This is a genomic window from Bradyrhizobium canariense (assembly GCF_018130465.1).
Lineage (GTDB): Bacteria > Pseudomonadota > Alphaproteobacteria > Rhizobiales > Xanthobacteraceae > Bradyrhizobium > Bradyrhizobium canariense_C.
In genome coordinates this window covers 373,931-391,135 of the sequence record NZ_JAFCKJ010000001.1, presented here as the reverse complement: position 1 = coordinate 391,135, position 17,205 = coordinate 373,931, and the positions used below count along the sequence as shown (strand labels likewise).

Annotated in this window: 17 protein-coding genes and 2 riboswitches; of the genes, 4 read left to right on the top strand and 13 right to left on the bottom strand. The window is 66.4% G+C overall.

All coding sequences use genetic code 11. From position 1 onward, the window contains the following. Nucleotides 1-28: 28 nt before the first annotated feature. Entirely contained in the window at nucleotides 29-649 is a 621-nt protein-coding gene (locus tag JQ591_RS01675) for a UbiX family flavin prenyltransferase (RefSeq protein WP_211394317.1), read from the bottom strand. 176 nt (nucleotides 650-825) lie between these two features. Between JQ591_RS01675 and JQ591_RS01670 the strand changes: the two genes are divergently transcribed. After that, nucleotides 826-1,770, top strand: coding sequence for a LysR family transcriptional regulator (locus JQ591_RS01670; RefSeq protein WP_211394794.1), 945 nt, complete (start codon nucleotides 826-828; stop codon nucleotides 1,768-1,770). Nucleotides 1,771-1,982: 212 nt separating this feature from the next. Beyond that, on the top strand, nucleotides 1,983-3,023 hold the full coding sequence (locus tag JQ591_RS01665) for a Bug family tripartite tricarboxylate transporter substrate binding protein (protein ID WP_211394316.1): 1,041 nt from the start codon (nucleotides 1,983-1,985) through the stop codon (nucleotides 3,021-3,023). A gap of 33 nt (nucleotides 3,024-3,056) precedes the next feature. Here the strand turns inward: JQ591_RS01665 and JQ591_RS01660 are convergent, their stop codons facing one another. Then, nucleotides 3,057-4,478: a PepSY domain-containing protein gene (locus tag JQ591_RS01660; RefSeq protein WP_211394315.1), complete on the bottom strand. Its 1,422-nt coding sequence runs from the start codon at nucleotides 4,476-4,478 to the stop codon at nucleotides 3,057-3,059. 11 nt (nucleotides 4,479-4,489) lie between these two features. Beyond that, the gene (locus tag JQ591_RS01655; protein WP_211394314.1) at nucleotides 4,490-6,847 is read right to left on the bottom strand and encodes a TonB-dependent receptor; all 2,358 of its coding nucleotides are present in this window, start codon (nucleotides 6,845-6,847) and stop codon (nucleotides 4,490-4,492) included. A 117-nt stretch (nucleotides 6,848-6,964) separates the two neighbouring features. Next, nucleotides 6,965-7,166, bottom strand: a riboswitch (cobalamin riboswitch). A 72-nt stretch (nucleotides 7,167-7,238) separates the two neighbouring features. Here JQ591_RS01655 and JQ591_RS01650 point away from each other — a divergent pair. Beyond that, on the top strand, nucleotides 7,239-7,811 hold the full coding sequence (locus JQ591_RS01650) for a histidine phosphatase family protein (RefSeq protein ID WP_211394313.1): 573 nt from the start codon (nucleotides 7,239-7,241) through the stop codon (nucleotides 7,809-7,811). Here JQ591_RS01650 and cobT read toward each other — a convergent pair whose 3' ends face one another. The 8 genes from cobT to cbiE form a co-directional block, all read right to left on the bottom strand. Next, on the bottom strand, nucleotides 7,812-8,864 hold the full coding sequence (gene cobT, locus JQ591_RS01645; RefSeq protein ID WP_211394312.1) for a nicotinate-nucleotide--dimethylbenzimidazole phosphoribosyltransferase: 1,053 nt from the start codon (nucleotides 8,862-8,864) through the stop codon (nucleotides 7,812-7,814). It lies immediately after the preceding gene. A gap of 15 nt (nucleotides 8,865-8,879) precedes the next feature. Further along, nucleotides 8,880-9,629 (bottom strand): precorrin-6A synthase (deacetylating), encoded by a 750-nt coding sequence (gene cobF, locus JQ591_RS01640; protein ID WP_211394311.1) that lies wholly within the window; start codon nucleotides 9,627-9,629, stop codon nucleotides 8,880-8,882. Between the two features lie 48 nt (nucleotides 9,630-9,677). Then, nucleotides 9,678-10,355 (bottom strand): energy-coupling factor ABC transporter permease, encoded by a 678-nt coding sequence (locus tag JQ591_RS01635; RefSeq protein WP_211394310.1) that lies wholly within the window; start codon nucleotides 10,353-10,355, stop codon nucleotides 9,678-9,680. A 37-nt stretch (nucleotides 10,356-10,392) separates the two neighbouring features. Beyond that, nucleotides 10,393-10,612, bottom strand: a riboswitch (cobalamin riboswitch). Between the two features lie 45 nt (nucleotides 10,613-10,657). Further along, nucleotides 10,658-11,389, bottom strand: a complete 732-nt coding sequence (gene cobA / locus JQ591_RS01630) for a uroporphyrinogen-III C-methyltransferase (protein ID WP_211394309.1) — start codon at nucleotides 11,387-11,389, stop codon at nucleotides 10,658-10,660. After that, nucleotides 11,386-12,696, bottom strand: a complete 1,311-nt coding sequence (locus JQ591_RS01625) for a cobyrinate a,c-diamide synthase (RefSeq protein ID WP_211394308.1) — start codon at nucleotides 12,694-12,696, stop codon at nucleotides 11,386-11,388. Before JQ591_RS01625 ends, cobA begins: the two co-directional genes overlap by 4 nt. Beyond that, nucleotides 12,696-13,478 (bottom strand): precorrin-4 C(11)-methyltransferase, encoded by a 783-nt coding sequence (gene cobM / locus JQ591_RS01620; RefSeq protein ID WP_211394307.1) that lies wholly within the window; start codon nucleotides 13,476-13,478, stop codon nucleotides 12,696-12,698. The genes JQ591_RS01625 and cobM overlap by 1 nt, the downstream gene beginning before the upstream one ends. After that, nucleotides 13,475-13,843 (bottom strand): cobalamin biosynthesis protein, encoded by a 369-nt coding sequence (locus JQ591_RS01615; protein WP_211394306.1) that lies wholly within the window; start codon nucleotides 13,841-13,843, stop codon nucleotides 13,475-13,477. The genes cobM and JQ591_RS01615 overlap by 4 nt, the downstream gene beginning before the upstream one ends. Next, nucleotides 13,840-15,021 (bottom strand): precorrin-6y C5,15-methyltransferase (decarboxylating) subunit CbiE, encoded by a 1,182-nt coding sequence (cbiE, locus tag JQ591_RS01610; RefSeq protein WP_211394305.1) that lies wholly within the window; start codon nucleotides 15,019-15,021, stop codon nucleotides 13,840-13,842. Before cbiE ends, JQ591_RS01615 begins: the two co-directional genes overlap by 4 nt. Here cbiE and JQ591_RS01605 point away from each other — a divergent pair. Continuing rightward, nucleotides 15,020-15,766, top strand: coding sequence for a cobalt-precorrin-6A reductase (locus JQ591_RS01605; protein WP_211394304.1), 747 nt, complete (start codon nucleotides 15,020-15,022; stop codon nucleotides 15,764-15,766). The genes cbiE and JQ591_RS01605 overlap by 2 nt on opposite strands. On the opposite strand, the gene cobJ is transcribed toward JQ591_RS01605, so the two are convergent. Both cobJ and JQ591_RS01595 read right to left on the bottom strand, forming a co-directional pair. Then, a complete protein-coding gene (gene cobJ / locus JQ591_RS01600; protein ID WP_211394303.1) occupies nucleotides 15,742-16,476 on the bottom strand; it encodes a precorrin-3B C(17)-methyltransferase in 735 nt (244 codons plus the stop codon). The genes JQ591_RS01605 and cobJ overlap by 25 nt on opposite strands. Beyond that, complete coding sequence (locus JQ591_RS01595; RefSeq protein ID WP_211394302.1) at nucleotides 16,473-17,204, bottom strand: precorrin-2 C(20)-methyltransferase; 732 nt, start codon at nucleotides 17,202-17,204, stop codon at nucleotides 16,473-16,475. Before JQ591_RS01595 ends, cobJ begins: the two co-directional genes overlap by 4 nt. Nucleotide 17,205 lies beyond the last annotated feature (1 nt).

The window sequence follows — 17,205 nt, the reverse complement described above, 5'->3', positions numbered from 1 at the left end:
GACTTAACTCTTTCCTCAGGTCTGCAGGTCAGGGCGCGATCTTGCGCAGCGACGGCGAGCGGCGCTTGAGCGCTTCGTCCTCGCCCCAGCGGCGCACGATTCCGATATCGATGTCGAACAGGTCGAGCACGCGGCCGACGGTGTGCTCGACCATATCCTCGAGGCTTTCAGGCTTGGCGTAGAAGGCCGGCACCGGCGGCGCGATGATCGCGCCGATCTCGGACAGCGCCGTCATGGTCCTGAGATGCCCGGTGTGCAGCGGGGTCTCGCGCACCATCAGCACCAGGCGGCGGCGCTCCTTGAGCACGACGTCGGCGGCGCGCGTGAGCAGTGTCGTGGTCACGCCCGAGGCGATCTCGGACATCGAGCGCATCGAGCATGGCGCCACGATCATGCCGGCGGTGCGGAATGAGCCGCTGGATATCGCCGCAGCCATGTCGTCGATCGCATGGCAGACATTGGCGAGCTCCTTCACCTCCGCGATCTTCAAATCGGTCTCATAGGCAAAGGTCAGCTCGGCCGTCCTGGACATCACCAGATGCGTCTCGACGCCGGCATTGCGCAGGAGTTGCAGCAGGCGCACGCCATAGGTGACACCCGAGGCGCCGGAAATGCCGATGATCATCCGCTTGGGCGTTGCGTCCTGCATATTTCCGATTTCGCTCCCTGGGTCCCGCGCCCCCTGAGAAGTCACGCAGTCCGCCGCGAGACTAGGCAACGGCATCCATCAGCACAAATAATGATTGATTATATCATCGATCATTTGAGATGATGGCTCGCGAGCAAGATCGGCGAACGAAGGACAGGTCCGTGGAACTCAGGCAGATGCAATATTTCCTCTGCCTGGCCGAGGAGAAGAACGTCACCCGGGCTGCCCGACAGCTCAACATCGTGCAGCCGGCGCTGAGCATGCAGATCGCCAAGCTCGAGGCCGAGCTTGGCCAAAAACTGTTCGATCGCAGCGTCCAGGGCATGACGCTGACCAGCGCCGGCGAGGCGCTGGTGCGGCTGACGGCGCCGATCGTGCGCGATGCCGAGTATGCGCGGCAGGAGATGGCCCAGCTCGGCGGACGCATTTCGGGCCGCGTCTCGGTCGGCCTCATCACCTCGGTCGCGCAGAGCACCATGGCGAGTTCGTCGGCGACCGTCGCCAGCCGTTATCCCGAGATTACGCTGTCCGCCTGCGAGGGCTACACCGAGACGCTGGTGGACTGGGTCAACACCGGCCAGCTCGATTTCGCGCTGATCAACGTGCCGCGCCGGAAAACGCCCCTCGCCGCGCATCACGTGATGGACGAGGAGATGGTGTTTGCCTGCCGGAAGGACAGCCCGAACAGGCCACCGGCCAAGCTGCGCTTCGACCACATCGCGAAGTTCGATCTGGTGCTGCCCTCGAAGCGGCACGGCCTGCGGCTGATCCTCGACGAGCACGCCGCCGCCGTCGGCATCGACCTGAGGCCGCGGCTCGAGCTCGACACCCTGCCCGCGCTCTGCGACGTCATCGCGACCACCGATTTCGCGACGGTGTTGCCGACCATCGCGCTCCGGCAGTCGCTTGCGAGCGGGACCATCCGGGCCTATCGCTTCGACGAACAAAGGATCGTGCGTTCGATCGCCTGGGTGCATCACCCGCGGCGCGCAGTGTCGGTCGCGGCCAAGGCCGTGCTCGATGTCATCAGTCACGATCTCGCGCGGGCTGCGGCCGTGGCGAGAGAGTTCGTGGAGCCCTCCTCCGGCAGCAGAAAGCGGCGGAGGAAGACGACCTCCTGAATTCCGAATTGCGTTCGGACAAGATGTCGCGCCTCCGCCAAAATGAGACGGGTTGGTAAGTTTTGAGACCAGCCGGCATGACAGTCGCATTCATCGGCTAACTACGGTCCAGGCGCAGAAAATTGCGGCCTGGCGACTCATCCCGACGACTCGTGTCCCGGACAATCCCTCGGCTCGCAGAACAAGACACAGTCGGGGAGATTCAGTCCGAGATGGCACGGTTCGGTCGCAGCAAGATCACGGACAGCGCTCAGCAGCAGAGCGAGGAATTTCGGCCTGACCGGAGGTCGCTGCTCTCGCTCGGCGGTGGCGCCCTGCTCGCCGCCACCGGAATGCGGGCGGCGAACGCACAAGACTATCCGACCCGGCCGGTCCAGGTGCTCGTGCCCTTTGCGGGCGGCAGCGCCAGCGACGTCATCACGCGCATCCTGCTCAACCGCATGTCCATGTCACTCGGACAGGCTTTCGTGGTCGACAACCGCCCCGGCGCCGGCGGCAATATCGGCACCGCGGCCGCAGCGCATGCCGCCGCGGACGGCTATACGTTGCTGATGAGCACCTCCGGCCCGCTGGCTGCGAACAAGTCGCTCTACAAGGAGCTCCCCTACGATCCGCTGAAGGATCTCGCCCCCATCGGCCTGTTCGCTACGCTACCGAATGTCGTCGTGATCAATTCGAGGCTGCCGCCGAAATCTCTGCACGAACTGATCGACTACGCCAAGGAGCACCCTCGGGAGCTGAACTACGGGACGGTGGGCGTCGGCTCGTCGCAGCACCTGGCGGCCGCCTATTTCGAGCAGCTCACGGGCACCGAGATCACGCACGTTCCCTACCGCAACATCGCCGCTTACACGCCGGACTTCATTGCGGGCCAGGTCCCGCTCGGCTTCCAGCTCCTGCCGAACGTGATCGGCCTGATCCGGAGCGGCGATGCGCTCCCGCTCGCGGTCGCCAGCGACAAGCGCATGACGGCCCTGCCTGATGTGCCGACCGCGGCCGAGGCCGGCCTGAAGGATTATGAGAGCGCCGCCTGGCTCGCCCTGCTCGCGCCGGCAGCTACCAGCAAGGCCGTGATCGACAGGCTCTATGCGGCGATGATCGAAGCCGTGAGCGATCCGAAGGTGCGCGCCCTCTTCGTCGAGCAGGGCGCCGAACCCTTGGTGATGGACCCACAAGGCCTGAAGGATTTCATGGCCACCGAGACCTCGAAATGGGCCGGAATCATCAAGAAGATCGGCATCGAGCCGATGTGACCGCCGGTCGCGGACAGGGCGCGCGGGTCTCGGTCAGGACCGCAGGCGCCGCCAGCCAATCGCTATCCCGGTGATGGAGAACATCAGTCCCAACGCGCACAGTCCGACAATCAGGGCATCACGCAGACGCGGATGCGTCAGCAGAACCGGAAAGTCGAGCGTGTGCAGCGCGCCGTAGAACCAGCGATAAGCTCGCCGCGACGAATCCAGCCTTTGCAGCAAATTGCCATCGGCGCCGTCGATGTCGAGCCAGAGGTCGCCGCAGTACGAGCGGTAGACCGGGACACCCGGGACGATGGACTGCGCGGGATAGTTGTCGTTGTCGGCGAGTACGGACGGTGCGCCGCAACTGGCCGCGAGGTGCGCGGTCAGCCCCTGGACCTCGTGCACACCCAGAGATCCCGTTGGTCCATCGCGGGGCGCATCGCCTGCCTTGATCAAGGTCTGAGCGGCAAGGCCCGTCCGATCCCGCCGATAGAGATTGCCGTTGAACGCAAACCATTCGATCTCACGGGCCGACGGCGATACAGGCTGCCAATCGAACGATGGGACAGCCGTCCAGTTCGGTGAAGCGTTCATCACGCTGGATTCAGCGGAGGTCAATTGCCCCCGCGAGAACAGCCGCCCGTGATCCATGGAGAGCCAGCCACTGAAAATCCAGGTCAGCACGAAGACCGTCGCCGCGAGGCCGACGAGATGATGCAGGGCATGCCAGCCACGATAGGGCGAGCCGATCAGATCTCCTCGAAGCTTGATCCGCGCAAGACCAAGCACGGCGCCAAGCAAAGCTGCGATCAGCGCCAGCAGCGACAAGGTCCAGACCACGCGATCCCACAGCGACCAGTTGCTTCGCAGGACCGTTGGATAGATCCAGTGCAGCACACTGCCGACGAGATTCCAGCCGCGTTCGCTGCGCGTCGTATCCAGGACGATCTCGCCGGTGAGCGAGGAGACATAGACTTCCGTTCCGCCGGCGTCACCGAGGGCAACCCGAAACAAGGGCCGATGGCGATCAAAGCCGTTCGGCACGCTCCATTGGTCATAGTCCGAGCGCGCAACGATCGCGGCCCCCGCGGTATCCAGCCCACGGCTGCGCGCGTGATCCCGCGCGATGGCCAGCGCGACGTCGGAAGACGCGACCGACGCGTCACCCCCATCGGAGGCGCGGATTGCGCCTGCGCGCGATGGCCCCGAAACGACATAGACCGGTCCGTCGCTGCGCTGGATCAGGCGAACGCGCGTCGCATCCGCGATCCCGCTCGCGGCAACGGCATCGGCGACCGCAATCCTCGTCTCAGCGCGATCCAGCGGCACGAGTCCGGCAAAGCGTTCCGCTTCCGTCAAGGACGGAAACGGAACGAAGTGCATCACGATTCCCGTCGCGAACCACATCGCGAACAGCAGGCAGAATGCGATCCCGAGCCATCGATGCAGCAGGACGATCGCGCGCATCATCGATCAGCGTCCTACCATTTGAACGCGGCCGAGATCTCATAGGTCCGCGGCGCGCCCAGCAGGATCTGGTCGGGATAGAACGGATCGCCCCAGATCGCGTAGCGCTTGTCGGCGATGTTGCGCACCCGGAAGGTCAGGCGGGCCTGGTCGACCGCGTTGAACATCGTCTTCGGGATGTCGACGAAGGCATAGACGTCCGCGACGGTGTAGGCCTTCAGCGTCACGGTGTTGGCATCGGTGTTGTAGCGATCGCCGACATGGCGGCCGGTGATGCCGAGCTCGACCGCCCAGGGCGTGAAGAACCGGTACGACGCGCCGGCATTGGCGACGACGCGCGGCACGTTCGGCGGCGTGTTGCCGGAGAACGAGCCGCCGACAAAATTGTAATCGGCGTAGCGCGCATCGACATAGGCGATGTTGCCCCAGAGGCGCAGGGGATCGATCGGGCGGACCGAGGCGGCAAGCTCCACGCCCTTCGACTCCTGCCGTCCTGCGAGGTTGAGCTGCATGCCGCCGGCCGCGGCATAGACATTCTTGCGCAGGATGTCGTAGGCCGAGAACGACCACTCCGCCCGGTTGTCCCAGAACAGGTGCTTGACGCCGGTCTCGTAGGTCCGCGCGGTGGTTAGGTTGAGCGGATCGGTCGGATTGAGCAGGAAGATGTTGTTAGCGGCGATATCGGCGCCCGTGGCGTACTGGCTGAAAAAGGTCAGCCCCGGAACGGCTTCCCAGGTGTAGCCGATACGGCCCGTGGTCGGAGCCCAGGACTTCGAGAACGGGAAGTTTGCCTTCTCCAGACCGGCCTTGTCGGTCGAATTGCGGTCGAGACCGATATGCTCGACGCGAAGGCCGCCGACTAGCGCGAAGGTGCGCGTCAACTTCAGCCGGTCCTCGAACGAGAGCGCCTCATTGTCGATGCGGGCTGTCTGCTGCTGGGTCGTGAGCGTGCCGTAGTAGCCGCGCGGGGGATCGACCAGCGGAACGCTATCGCCGGGAAAGTTGGCGGCACCCGGCCTGACGAAGTCGAGGTAGCTCGACGAGAGCGTCGTGACCAAGCGGTTGTCGAAACCAGCGATGTTCGCATCCCAGATCAGGTCGGTGATGTTGCCGACCAAGCGTTGGCTGTGCGCGACATAGAAGCGCTCACGGTCGACCATGTTCGTGCCGGAATTGAACGCCTCGACCTCGTTATTGAACCACGTGCGCTCTGCGCCGTAGCCATAGGCCTGGCTCTTCAGCGTCAGATCGGGCGCGAGCTTCAGCTCGAAACCGCCGCGCAGCCACACCTCCTGTGCGACGTTGCGGTTGTCGAGGACATTATAGTTGGTGTTGAAGGTGCGGTCGTCGATCGTGACCGCACCGAGATTCGTTTTGTTGTAGTTCGAGACGTAGTTGCCGGAGACGATCCCCGTGGTCGCATGCGAGCCGCTGTAGGCTGCCGACACCAGCGGCGCGCCCCAATAGGCCTTCGAGCGATCCTCGCGGTACTCGATCGCGCCCCAGACCTTGAGGCTGTCGGAGATGCGGTAGTTGAGCTGACCCGACACATCGAGCGTCTTGGTATTGGTGTCGTCGGCAAAGCCGTTGAGCGAGGAACGGCTGACGTCGAAGCGGTAGTCCAGCCCCTGCACATTGGTGCTGCCGCCCGAGCCGTAATGCGCCCGGAACGAGTTCAGCGAATCCCAGGAGAAATCCGCCTCGTTCCGGATCGGACCGGTGTGCGGCTGCTTGGTGACGAAGTTGATCGCGCCGCCGGCGGCGCCCTCGCCTGACATCAGTGATGCCGGACCCTTCAGGAATTCGACAGCCTCGAGATTGGCCGTGTCCATGATCCGCGAGGTCATGTTCTGCGGGCCGATCTTGATGCCGTTGTAGAGGGTGTTGATCTGGCTGTTGGTAAAGCCGCGCATCGAGAAGGCCGAAGGCTCGGCCGGATTGTCGCCGGCTGTGACGCCGACCGCTCCCTGGGCGACGTCGGACACGGTGCGGTAGCCCTGCTCGCGCATGGTTTCGGCCGAGATCACTTCCACGGTCGCGGGCGTTTCGCGCACGGTCAGGCCAAGGCGCGAGGCGCTTTCAGCCACGGCATTGGTATTGAGCGGCGTCGATGCTGCCGCGATTGGCACGACTGGCTTGGGCGCTACGGATGCGGCCGCTGGCCGGCGAGCTGCTGCGCGGCGCGGGCCCTGCGCCTCCCGCGCGGCGGGCTTGGCCTGCTTGCGGGATTGAGCGGGCGTTACCTCGACCGGCGGCAGAGGTTCGCGAGCCTGCTGCGCCAGCGCGGCGGAGGGATCAAGAACGGCAAAGGATGTGAGTGCGGCGGATGCAAGTAGAAGCGCACGCGGTCGTATAATGTGAACAGGAGACACGGTCTTGGACCTCGGTATGACGTCAGTGGCACGTCACAGCGAACTAAGGTCCCATCTTCCGGCTTATAAGCCTTCCGATGAAGCCGAATGTCTGTACTCCCCGACCGACATCTTCGCGTGTGACCACGGCTGACGGCAGGTCTCCTGGCTCGCGGGTCAGTACCTTGCGTCGCCTTCCCGGGACCGAGATACCCAGTGGCTCGTGACGCAAGATTCGCCGCTTACAGTTGCGGGGGCAGCCACGGCATTGGGGACAAATTCCCCGCACCGCATTCCCTTTTCATCCCCTCTCGGGGAAACCGTCGCGAGCATCTAGGATTACGATCCAGACAGAGTCAATGTGTCAGTTGCGGCGGTATTGCCACAGCGACCAATTTCCTTGGAGATGAGCATGGAAGGCGAGACCTTCCTCTGGCTGATACGGCACGCGCCCGTCGATGGCGTCACGGGGACGATCCATGCAGCCGACGCACCGGCCGATCTCGGCGGTCGCGCGCAGCTGGAGGCGCTGCGGCAGCGCCTGCCGCGGGACGCCGCGAGCTATGCGAGCCCGTCGCGGCGCACGGTCGAAACGGCCTGCGCGCTAGGGCTCGAGCCGCTGCAGGTGGGCGAATTCAGCGAGCAAAACTTTGGCGACTGGACCGGCCGCCGGCATGACGAACTCGCCGCGACCGGTGGCGAGGCCTATGCACGGTTCTGGAGCGATCCGGCACGCGGACGGCCGCCGGGCGGAGAGAGCTTTGAGGATCAGGTCGCGCGCGTCCGGCTGGGTCTCTCGCGGATCGACACCGGATCGGCAACGCTCGTCGTGCATTCCGGCACGATCCGCGCGGCGCTGTGCATCGCGCTGGATCTGACGCCACAAGCGGCCCTGCGCTTTGCGATCGATCCGCTGTCGCTGACCCGGATTGACCGGCTCGCGACCGGCTGGCGCGTCGTCTCGGTCAATCAGCGGACGATTTGATCAGGCTGGACGATCAGGCACATTGGCCTGCGCAAAGGTCGCCATCCCGTTGTGGAGCGCGCAGGCCGACCGCACCAGCGGCAGCGCGATGGCCGCGCCCGATCCTTCGCCGAGCCTGAGATCGAGGCTGATCAGCGGTTGCACGTTCAGCGCGCGAAGCACCAGCCGATGCCCCTGCTCCGCGGATTGGTGCGAGGCCAGCAGGAACGGCTGGCACGAGGGATTGAGCCGCGCCGCCGCCAGCGCCGCGACCGACACGATAAAGCCGTCGATCAACACGGGGATGCGGCGCTGCGCAGCTGCGATGATCGCACCACAAATCGCCGCGATCTCAAGACCGCCGACGGCGCACAGGATCTTTTCGGGCGAAGCGCCCGCAATGCCATGACGTGCGATCGCAGCGTCGATCACCCGCGCCTTGTGCGCACGGCCGGCCGCGTCGATGCCGGTGCCGCTGCCCGCGATCTCCTCGGCGCTCACGCCGAGCAAGCCGGCCGCGATCGCCGCCGATGTCGTGGTGTTGCCGATGCCCATCTCGCCGAAGATCAGGAGATCGGGCTGCCCGGCCTGCGCGCGCGTCATCGCACGTCGGCCGGCTTCGAACGCAAATGCCAGCTCCGTGGAGGTGAGCGCAGCTTCGACGCTGAAATCGCGCGTGCCGCTCAGCGGCTTGTCGGTAACGATTCCAGCCATCTCCTCCTGCGCCAGCGTGCCGGCGTCGACGACCTCCAGGCTGGAGCCCAGCTCACGCGCGAGCACCGAGATCGCGGCGCCGCCGGAGGCAAAATTCGCCAGCATCGCGATGGTCACTTCTTGCGGATAGGCCGAGACGCCCTGCGCGACGATGCCGTGATCGCCGGCGAAGATGATGACCGGCACCCGCGCCGCGCGCGGTTGCTCAGTTGCTTGCAGGCCCGCAAGCTCGATCGCGAGCTGCTCGAGCCGGCCGAGCGCGCCGGTCGGTTTCGTCAGTTGCGCCTGCCGCGTCACCGCCGCCTCGCGATGGACTGCCGATATGTCGGGGCACTGTTGGTAGACCCATTCGGGGAGCATGCTGCCTCGCTTGGCTCACGGCCTGCGCTTGAGGATGTAACTGTCCATGATCCAGCCATGCCGTTCGCGCGCCTCTTGCCGCACGGCGACGATACGCGGGCCGATCTCGGCCAGCGCGCCGGACATGATGATCTGATCGGGCATGCCGAGATAGGCGCCCCACCAGATGTGCAGGCCCGCCGGATCAAGCGACTGGAACGCCGTGCCGCCGTCGAGCATCACCACCACGGTATCGATACCTTGCGGCCAGCCGCCATCGCGCAGGCGGCGTCCCGTCGTGACCAGAAAAGGCTCGCCGATGTCGTTGAGCGGCAGCGCATGCGCCGCGCACAGCGCCTGGATCGAGGTGATGCCGGGCACGACCTCGATCTTCGGCAAGGGATTGAGCCGCCGCGCAATGCGCAGCGAAGAGTCATAAAGCGAGGGATCACCCCAGATCAGCAGCGCGACCTTGCCGTCACCCTTGAGATGACTTGCGATCTTCTGCGACCAGGCAGCGGCCACCGCATCGTGCCAATCGTCCACGCCCCTGCGGTAATCCGCTTCAGCCGCGCCGCGCACAGGAAGATCGAACTCGGCAATGCGCGTCGTGTCGCTGGTCAGCACATCCGCGCAAATCGTCCGCCTGAGATCGGCGAGATCGGACTTGGCGGTCCCCTTGCGCGGGATCAGGACGAGATCGGCCGCGTTGATGGCAGTGATCGCGGCGCGCGTGAGCTGCTCGGGATCGCCGCAACCGATGCCTATCAGGGAGAGCGTGAGCATCTTACCTGCGAAGGGCGGCCGCACATCGGCCGCCCGTTCGCTTGTCTCTTAAGCCGCGTTGTGCAAACGCGGGGTGACGAGGCCGGACGCGGTGACGCCGCGCAGCGACTTCGCCAGCGCCAGCACGCCGAGATCGGCGAGCGGCTCGATCACGATGACCAGCGCGTAGGACGCCGCGAAGGTCGCGATGTTGGCGAGGTTGGTCGCACCGAAGCCCGATCCGTAAAGCGCCCAGAACGCGACCCAGGCGATGACGCCCGCCTGATAGGTTGTCGAAAGCGCCAGCGCCTGGCGGTACTGCAGATCGACATAGGCGGTAGCGCGCGGAATGATCCGCGTGGCGATCGCCTGGATCGCGAACAGCGGCACCAGCAGCGTGGTGACGTTCATGCCATATTGCGGCAGATCGGGCGGCTCGAAGAAGACGCCCTGGAACAGCAAGCCGAACGCGAGGCCGAAGGCCGCAGGCGCAGCTCCAAACAGCAGGAACAGGGTCGAGCCGAGGATGAAGTGCACTTCGGAGACGCCGACCGGGAAGTGCGGCAGGATCTCGAAGAAAACGAATACCAGTCCCGTAGTGGCGAGTGTGCGCGCCGCGAACGATGTGATGCCCTGCTCGCGCACGGTCTCGACCGCGAGCTTCAGCGCAACGCCGCCGACGGCGATGCCTGTTGCGTAACTCAACACGAGCTTGGCGTCCGAGACTAGTCCGGGTTCGATATGCATGGTTCAGTTCCTTCCTGCCGTCACACCCGACGGCCTTGGCCTCAAAACACGCACGGCCGGTCTCCTGGCTCGCGGTTCGCTGGGGTTCTCCCGCCTTCCCGGACCTTGCGGCCCAGTGGCTGATTGGAGCCCCTCACCGCTTACAGTCGCGGGGGCGGCTGGGGTTTTGGGCGCCGCAACTGGGTCCGCCCATCCCCATTCCCGATTATGCTCCGGCGCTTTGCGCCGTGTCGAGCACCATGCCCGTCCTGTGTGCCCCGTTCGCCAGCCGGGCGTCAAGGGCCGAACGGCGGCGGTGGCCGTCATGACGGATAATCTCCCGCCAATGCACCGAACAGGATGACGGCCGCCGTCGAGGCCGCCCCGCCCCGCGCAAGCTGCTCAGCCAGCTCCGAAATGGTGGTGCGGACCAGCCGCTGATCGGGACGACCGAGGGATTCGGCGAACAACGCCGGAGTGGTTGGGGAGAGGCCGTGCTCGATCAATTTTACGACAAGCGCCGGAAACGTCCGGCGACCCATATAGACCACGGTCGTCGCCTCCGGATCGGCCAGCGCCGCCCAATTGAGGTTTGGTGGCAGCTCGCCCGTGACGTCCGCCCCGGTCACGAACTGCACGCGGCGCGAGGTGTGACGCCGGGTCAGCGGAATGCCGGCCTGGGCCGCGGCGACACAGGCCGAGGTCACGCCGGGGATGATCTCGTAGCCGATGCCCGCTTCGCGCAGCGTCTCGAGCTCCTCCTCGAGCCGGCCAAAGATGCCGGCATCGCCCGACTTCAATCGCACCACGCGCGCGCCTGTTACGGCATAGTCGACCAGCAGGCGGTTGACGTGGTGCTGCTTGGTGGAGGGCCGTCCCGCCCGCTTTCCCACCGCGACGAGATTGGCGCCGGGCCGGGCCAGATCGAGGATCGCGCCCGAAGCAAGATCGTCATAGAGCACGACGTCGGCCTCGCGCAGCCGCGCGGCACCCTTGAGCGTGAGGAGCTCGGGATCGCCGGGGCCGGCGGAGACGAAACTGACAAAACCGCTCACTGGTCCTCCGCGATCAGATGGAAGAACGTGCCGGTGGCTTGTCCCCGCCGCGACCCGGTCTCGGCGATGACCGCGCCTGTCGCATCGTGCACGACCGCCAGCGGCGTGTCGGGCTGCGCGAGGATCGTCGAATAGTGGAATTCATGGCCACGCAGGCGTGCACCCGCCTGATGTCCCGGCATCGGCGTGGCGAGCTCGGCCAGACGATAGCCCAGATGCATGCGGCGCTTGGCAAAGCTGGTCTCCAGGCCGAGCAGGCCCGTCATCTCGTGGCTGATGCCGTCGGCGTCGGTCAAAGCGGTGCCCAGCACCATATAGCCTCCGCATTCGCCGTGCACCGGGCGCGTTTCGGCGAAGGCGCGCAATCCGCTGCGGAAGCGCGCATTGGCCGCGATCTTGCCGGCCTGCAGCTCGGGATAGCCGCCAGGCAGCCAGCACACATCGGCGCCCGGATCAGGGCCTTCGTCAGCCAGTGGTGAAAATGTCGATATCTCCGCACCCGCCGCGCGCCACGCTTCCAGCATATGCGGATAGACGAAGGAGAACGCGGCGTCACGGGCAAGTGCAATGCGCTGGCCGGGCGGCGTCACGCTCAGGCCGCTCGCGGCAGGTTGCGGCGACCAGGTAGCAGCCGAACGCAGCACCGCGTCGAGATCGACACGCTCGGCGACGAAGCGTGCGGCCTCGTCGATCAGCTTGCCGATCTCCGCCTGCTCCTCGGCCTGGACCAGCCCGAGATGCCGCTTCGGCAGGCTGATCTCGGCATGGCGCGGCAGCGCGCCGAACACGGCAATGCCGGCATCCAGCAGCGCACGCCGCACGAGGGCTTCGTGGCGCGGGCTGGCAACGCGATTGAGCACGACGCCCGCAAGGCGCACGCCGGGACGGTAGTCACGAAGGCCTGCGGCGATCGCTGCCGCCGTTTGTGCCTGTCCCGAGGGATCGATCACCAGCAGCACCGGCCAGTCCAGCATCTCCGCGATGTCGGCGGTCGCCCCGGTGCCGCAGACACCCCGCGCGGCGACGCCGTCGAACAGGCCCATCGAGCCCTCGGCCAGCACGACATCGGCGTCAGTGCCGCGACTGACGAGATGCGAGATCGTCGCGCGATCCATCGCCCAGCTGTCGACGTTGACCGAGGCGCGTCCCGTAGCAGCTGCATGAAACGCGGGATCGATGTAGTCGGGGCCGCTCTTGAAGCACTGCACCCGCAATCCGCTGTTGCGCCAGGCACGTGCTAGCGCCAGCGTCAGTGTCGTTTTGCCGACGCCGGAGGCCGGCGCGGAGATGACGAGCCCTGCCGCCATCACGACACCTCCGGAAAGCGCGGCTCGGCGCCAACCGGCCGATAGCGGCGGTCGTAATCGACGGCATAGAGACGGCTCTCGGCAAAATCCGCCGCGCCAAGCGTCTTGCCGACCAGGATCAGCGCGGAGCGCTCCATCTCGGCACCAACAGCCGCATCGAGCGTCGCCAGCGTGGCCCGGACGATGCGCTGGTCGGGCCAGCTCGCACGCCAGACGATCGCGACCGGGCAATCCGCGCCATAATGCGGCGTCAGCTCGGCGACGACCTTGTCGAGCAGATGGATCGACAGATGGATGGCGAGCACCGCGCCGGTGGCGGCGAAGGCAGCGAGCTTCTCGCCTTCGGGCATCGCGCTGGCTCGGCCCGGCGTGCGCGTCAGCACCACCGATTGGGCAAGGCCGGGCAGCGTCAGCTCGGCCTCCAGCGCAGCCGCGGCAGCCGAGAAAGAAGGCACGCCCGGCGTGACCGTGTAGGGAATGTCGAGTGCGCGCAGGCGGCGGAGCTGTTCGCCCATCGCCGACCAGATCGAGAGATCACCGGAATGCAGCCGCGCAACGTCCTTGCCGCCGGCATGCGCGGCGGCGATCTCCGCGATGATCTCGTCGAGCGACATCGGCGCAGTGTTGACGATCCGCGCACCAGGCGGGCAATGCGCCAAGACGCCTTCGGGGACCAGCGAGCCGGCATAGAGGCAAACTGGACAAGCGGCGATGAGGTCGCGGCCGCGCAACGTCAGCAAGTCAGGGGCACCCGGGCCTGCGCCGATGAAATGCACCGTCATGCGCCGTCTCCTTCCGCAATCGCCGCGGTCGCGGTGCGGTCCTGTGAGACCACCCGCGTCGCAATCAATCGCGCGCGAGGTCCAGCTGCCGCGAGCGCTACGGCTTCGGCGACCGATCCCGTCCCGAACTGTTCGGTGATGAGCTTTGACTGCGTCGGCGTGGCGATGCCGGCCAGCATTTCGCCGGGGACGGCCTTGATCGGCACACCGCATTCGCGCGCAAGCTGCTTCAGCACCTCCGCGTCGGCCTTGTCGCTGACCGTTGCCACCGCTGCGAGGCCTTCGGGACCACCAGCTGCCAGAAGAGCCTCGCGCAGCGAGGCCAGCGTGACGTCCCGCTTGAATCCGAGCCCGGCGACCTTCATCGGACCGCACTCCATTGCACCACCGGCCGCGCCGCCTGCCAGGAGCGGTAGCGGCCGAGAGAAGCGGCATGTGCAATCTCGGCCCGCATCAAGTCGCCGCCGTGGCGCTGGTGCAGCTCGCCCAGCAGCGCTTCCGTCTCCAGCGTCACCGCATGCGCAACGAGTCGCGTTCCGGATGCAAGCCGCGACCAGACGGCGTCGAACATCGCGATGTCGAGACCGCCGCCGATGAAAACGGCGTCAGGTGCGTCCAGCGCAGCAAGGGCTTCAGGCGCCTGACCTGTAACGATGGTGATCCGATGCGCCAATCCGAACGCGACCACATTGCTGCGGATGTTCCCGGCGCGATCCTCGCGTGCCTCGACGGCGATCGCCGTCCCGCCGCACAGCGCCCACTCGACCGAAATCGAACCCGAGCCCGCGCCGATGTCCCATAGCCGTTCACCGGGACGCGGCGCCAGCGCCGAGAGCGCGAGCGCACGGACTGGACGTTTGGTGATCTGGCCGTCATGGACGAAAAGTTCGTCCGATAGTCCCGAGCTGCGGGGAAGGCCCTGCGCTCCTCTCGCCTCCACGGCCACCGCGACCGGATTTCCAGCGAGATCGCCTGCGACGCTATCGGCGCGATGCTCGTTGATACTTTCGCGCGGCCCGCCAAGCGCGGTGAGCGTCCAGAATGCCGAGGCACCCCATCCGCGCTCCGTCAGCCATGTCGCGAGATCGCCTGCCGCCTTCGCGTCGCGCAGGAGGCAAATGATGCGTGCGCCTCGCGCCAGATGCGGCACGAGACGCTCGAATGGCGCGGCGTGGAGACCGAGGCAGGCAATTGCTTCGAGGCGCCAGCCCAGTCGCGCGGCGGCGAGCGAGAAGGTCGACGGCGCGGAATGTGCAATCCACTCGCTCGTCTTGAGCTTCTCGGCGAGGCTCGCGCCGGCGCCGTGCCAGAACGGATCGCCGGAGGCGAGCACGACCGTTGGCTCGCCGCGGCAGCTCAGCACGACATCTGCATCGAACGGCACTGGCCATGGACGGCCGCGCCCGTTTACGCCCGCAAGCGCAAGATGCCGTTCACCGCCAAAGACAGTTTCGGCATCATCGAGCGCCTTTCGGCTTGCTTCGGATAGCCCGGCAAGGCCATCTTCGCCGATACCGATGATGGTCAGCCAGGGATCAGCCATGACGCGCGCCCTCATTCTGGGCGGAACGGCCGATGCGAGCCTGCTTGCGGCGGAAATCGCGCGCGCAGGCATTGACGCCGTCTATTCCTATGGCGGCCGCACCCGCGCGCCCGCCGACCAGCCGCTGCCGACCCGCATCGGCGGTTTTGGTGGTTTCAGCGGACTTGCCGACTACATTCGCCGCGAAGGCATCACGCATGTGATCGACGCGACGCATCCCTTTGCCGCCGAGATGAGCCGCAACGCGGTCGCGGCATGCGCGGAAACCGGAACGCCGCTGATCGCTCTTGAGCGTGCGCCCTGGAGGAAAGCGCCCGGCGATAACTGGATCGAAATTCCAGATGTCAACGCCGCGGTCGCCGCACTGCCCGAGGCGGCGGCAAAAGTGTTCCTCGCCATCGGCCGCCAGCACATCGCGCCGTTCGCGACCAAGCCGCAGCACGCCTACACGCTGAGATTCGTCGATCCGCCCGAAGCGCCCCTGCCCTTCGCCGCGGACGTCATTGTGTCGCGTGGGCCGTTCACGCTTGAGGGCGAGCTGGAGATGATGCGCAAACGCAGCATCACCCGGATCGTCGCCCGCAATTCGGGCGGCGACGGCGCGCGCGCCAAGGTCGACGCCGCGCGGGTACTCGGCCTGCCCGTGATCATGATCTCGCGGCCGCAACTGCCGGAACGGTTGCGGGTCGAGAGCGTGGCCGAGATCGTGCAGTGGCTCGGTCATCGGACCTGCCTCGGCGCATAGACCCAGCGGCCGACGCGGCGTGTCTGCGAGTTGCCGACGATCACCAGCGTGCGCATGTCGGCCATGGCGGGTGTCGCCTCGTTCAGCCTGACGGTATCGATCTTTTCATCGGCGGCGCTGATCGCGCGCGCGAAGATCACGAGGCGTTCGCCGCAGCCGGCCTCGTTCAGCACCGCGAGCGCGCGGCCAAATCCTTCCGGCCGGCTCGCCGAGCGCGGATTATACATCGCGATGGCAAAGTCGGCCTCCGCGGCGAGCCGCAGGCGCTTCTCGATCACCGCCCACGGCTTGAGATTGTCCGAAAGGTTGATCGCACAGAAATCATGGCCGAGCGGCGCGCCGGCGCGCGCGGCCGCCGCCAGCATCGCAGTGACGCCGGGCAGCACACGGATCGGCAGCTCGCGCCATTGCGGCGCCTGTTCGAGCACCTCGAACACGGCGGACGCCATCGCGAAGACGCCGGGATCGCCGGAGGACACGATGACGACCTGCCCACCTTCGGCCGCGAGCCGCAGCGCCTCGCTCGCGCGCTGCAGCTCCTCGCGGTTGTCGGAGGGATGCAGCTTGAGTCCCGGTCGCGGCGGCACGCGCGCGACATAGGGCGCGTAGCCCAGAATGTCGGTCGCGGCGGCAAGAGCGGCGGAGACTTCGGGCGTCACCAGCGCATCGCTGCCCGGCCCGAGGCCCGCGATGGTCAGCATACCCGTCATTTGGCGGCGTCCAGATGCCGGCCCTTGCCGTGCACGAGCACGATCGCGAAATAGGGGCAGTCGGCGGCATCGATCTCCGCGAGCCGCACCACGCGTTCGCCCGGCATGGTGCCGCGTTCGACCAGCCATGCGTCGTCCAGCCGTCCGGCGGACGCGAGCGCGCGGCGCACCTTTGCGAGATTGCGCCCGGTCTTCATGATCACGAGCGCATCGGAATCGCGCATGCGGCGTTCGAGCTCTGCTTCGGCGAGCGTGCCCATGAGCACCGTCGTCACGTCATCACCGAGCGCGATCGGCTGCCCCACGCCGTTCCAGCAGCCGACCATGCCGGGAATGCCGGCGATCACCTCGATCTCGACGCGGCCTTGCAGGCGCGTGTGCAGATGCATGAAGGAGCCGTAGAAGTAAGGATCGCCCTCGCAGAGCACGACGACGTCGACCGCGCGCGCCAGCCGCGCCAGACGTTCCGCCCATTCGTCGTAGAAGCCGGCAAGCAGCTGGACGTATTCAGGAGTGTCGAAGGCGATCTCTGTGGTGACCGGATATTCCATCGGATATTCGGTGACGTCGGCAGCCAGCATGCCCTCGACGATGCGGCGCGCCTGGCCGGGCCGGCCCTTCTTGCGGAAATAGGCGACATGCCTTGCGCCGCGCACCGTCCGGTCCGCGCGCACGCTCATCAGATCGGGATCACCGGGGCCGAGACCGCAGCAGATGATGCGTCCCATC

Excerpts from the sequence above, each read along its gene's own strand:
- cbiE (WP_211394305.1), bottom strand. The coding sequence starts at position 15,021 with ATGGCTGATCCCTGGCTGACCATCATCGGTATCGGCGAAGATGGCCTT.
- cobJ (WP_211394303.1), bottom strand. The coding sequence starts at position 16,476 with ATGACGGGTATGCTGACCATCGCGGGCCTCGGGCCGGGCAGCGATGCG.
- cobT (WP_211394312.1), bottom strand. The coding sequence starts at position 8,864 with ATGCTCCCCGAATGGGTCTACCAACAGTGCCCCGACATATCGGCAGTC.
- JQ591_RS01635 (WP_211394310.1), bottom strand. The coding sequence starts at position 10,355 with ATGCATATCGAACCCGGACTAGTCTCGGACGCCAAGCTCGTGTTGAGT.
- JQ591_RS01595 (WP_211394302.1), bottom strand. The coding sequence starts at position 17,204 with ATGGGACGCATCATCTGCTGCGGTCTCGGCCCCGGTGATCCCGATCTG.
- JQ591_RS01605 (WP_211394304.1), top strand. The coding sequence starts at position 15,020 with ATGACGCGCGCCCTCATTCTGGGCGGAACGGCCGATGCGAGCCTGCTT.
- JQ591_RS01615 (WP_211394306.1), bottom strand. The coding sequence starts at position 13,843 with ATGAAGGTCGCCGGGCTCGGATTCAAGCGGGACGTCACGCTGGCCTCG.
- cobF (WP_211394311.1), bottom strand. The coding sequence starts at position 9,629 with ATGCTCACGCTCTCCCTGATAGGCATCGGTTGCGGCGATCCCGAGCAG.
- JQ591_RS01660 (WP_211394315.1), bottom strand. The coding sequence starts at position 4,478 with ATGATGCGCGCGATCGTCCTGCTGCATCGATGGCTCGGGATCGCATTC.
- cobM (WP_211394307.1), bottom strand. The coding sequence starts at position 13,478 with ATGACGGTGCATTTCATCGGCGCAGGCCCGGGTGCCCCTGACTTGCTG.
- JQ591_RS01650 (WP_211394313.1), top strand. The coding sequence starts at position 7,239 with ATGGAAGGCGAGACCTTCCTCTGGCTGATACGGCACGCGCCCGTCGAT.
- JQ591_RS01625 (WP_211394308.1), bottom strand. The coding sequence starts at position 12,696 with ATGGCGGCAGGGCTCGTCATCTCCGCGCCGGCCTCCGGCGTCGGCAAA.
- JQ591_RS01675 (WP_211394317.1), bottom strand. The coding sequence starts at position 649 with ATGCAGGACGCAACGCCCAAGCGGATGATCATCGGCATTTCCGGCGCC.
- JQ591_RS01670 (WP_211394794.1), top strand. The coding sequence starts at position 826 with ATGCAATATTTCCTCTGCCTGGCCGAGGAGAAGAACGTCACCCGGGCT.
- JQ591_RS01665 (WP_211394316.1), top strand. The coding sequence starts at position 1,983 with ATGGCACGGTTCGGTCGCAGCAAGATCACGGACAGCGCTCAGCAGCAG.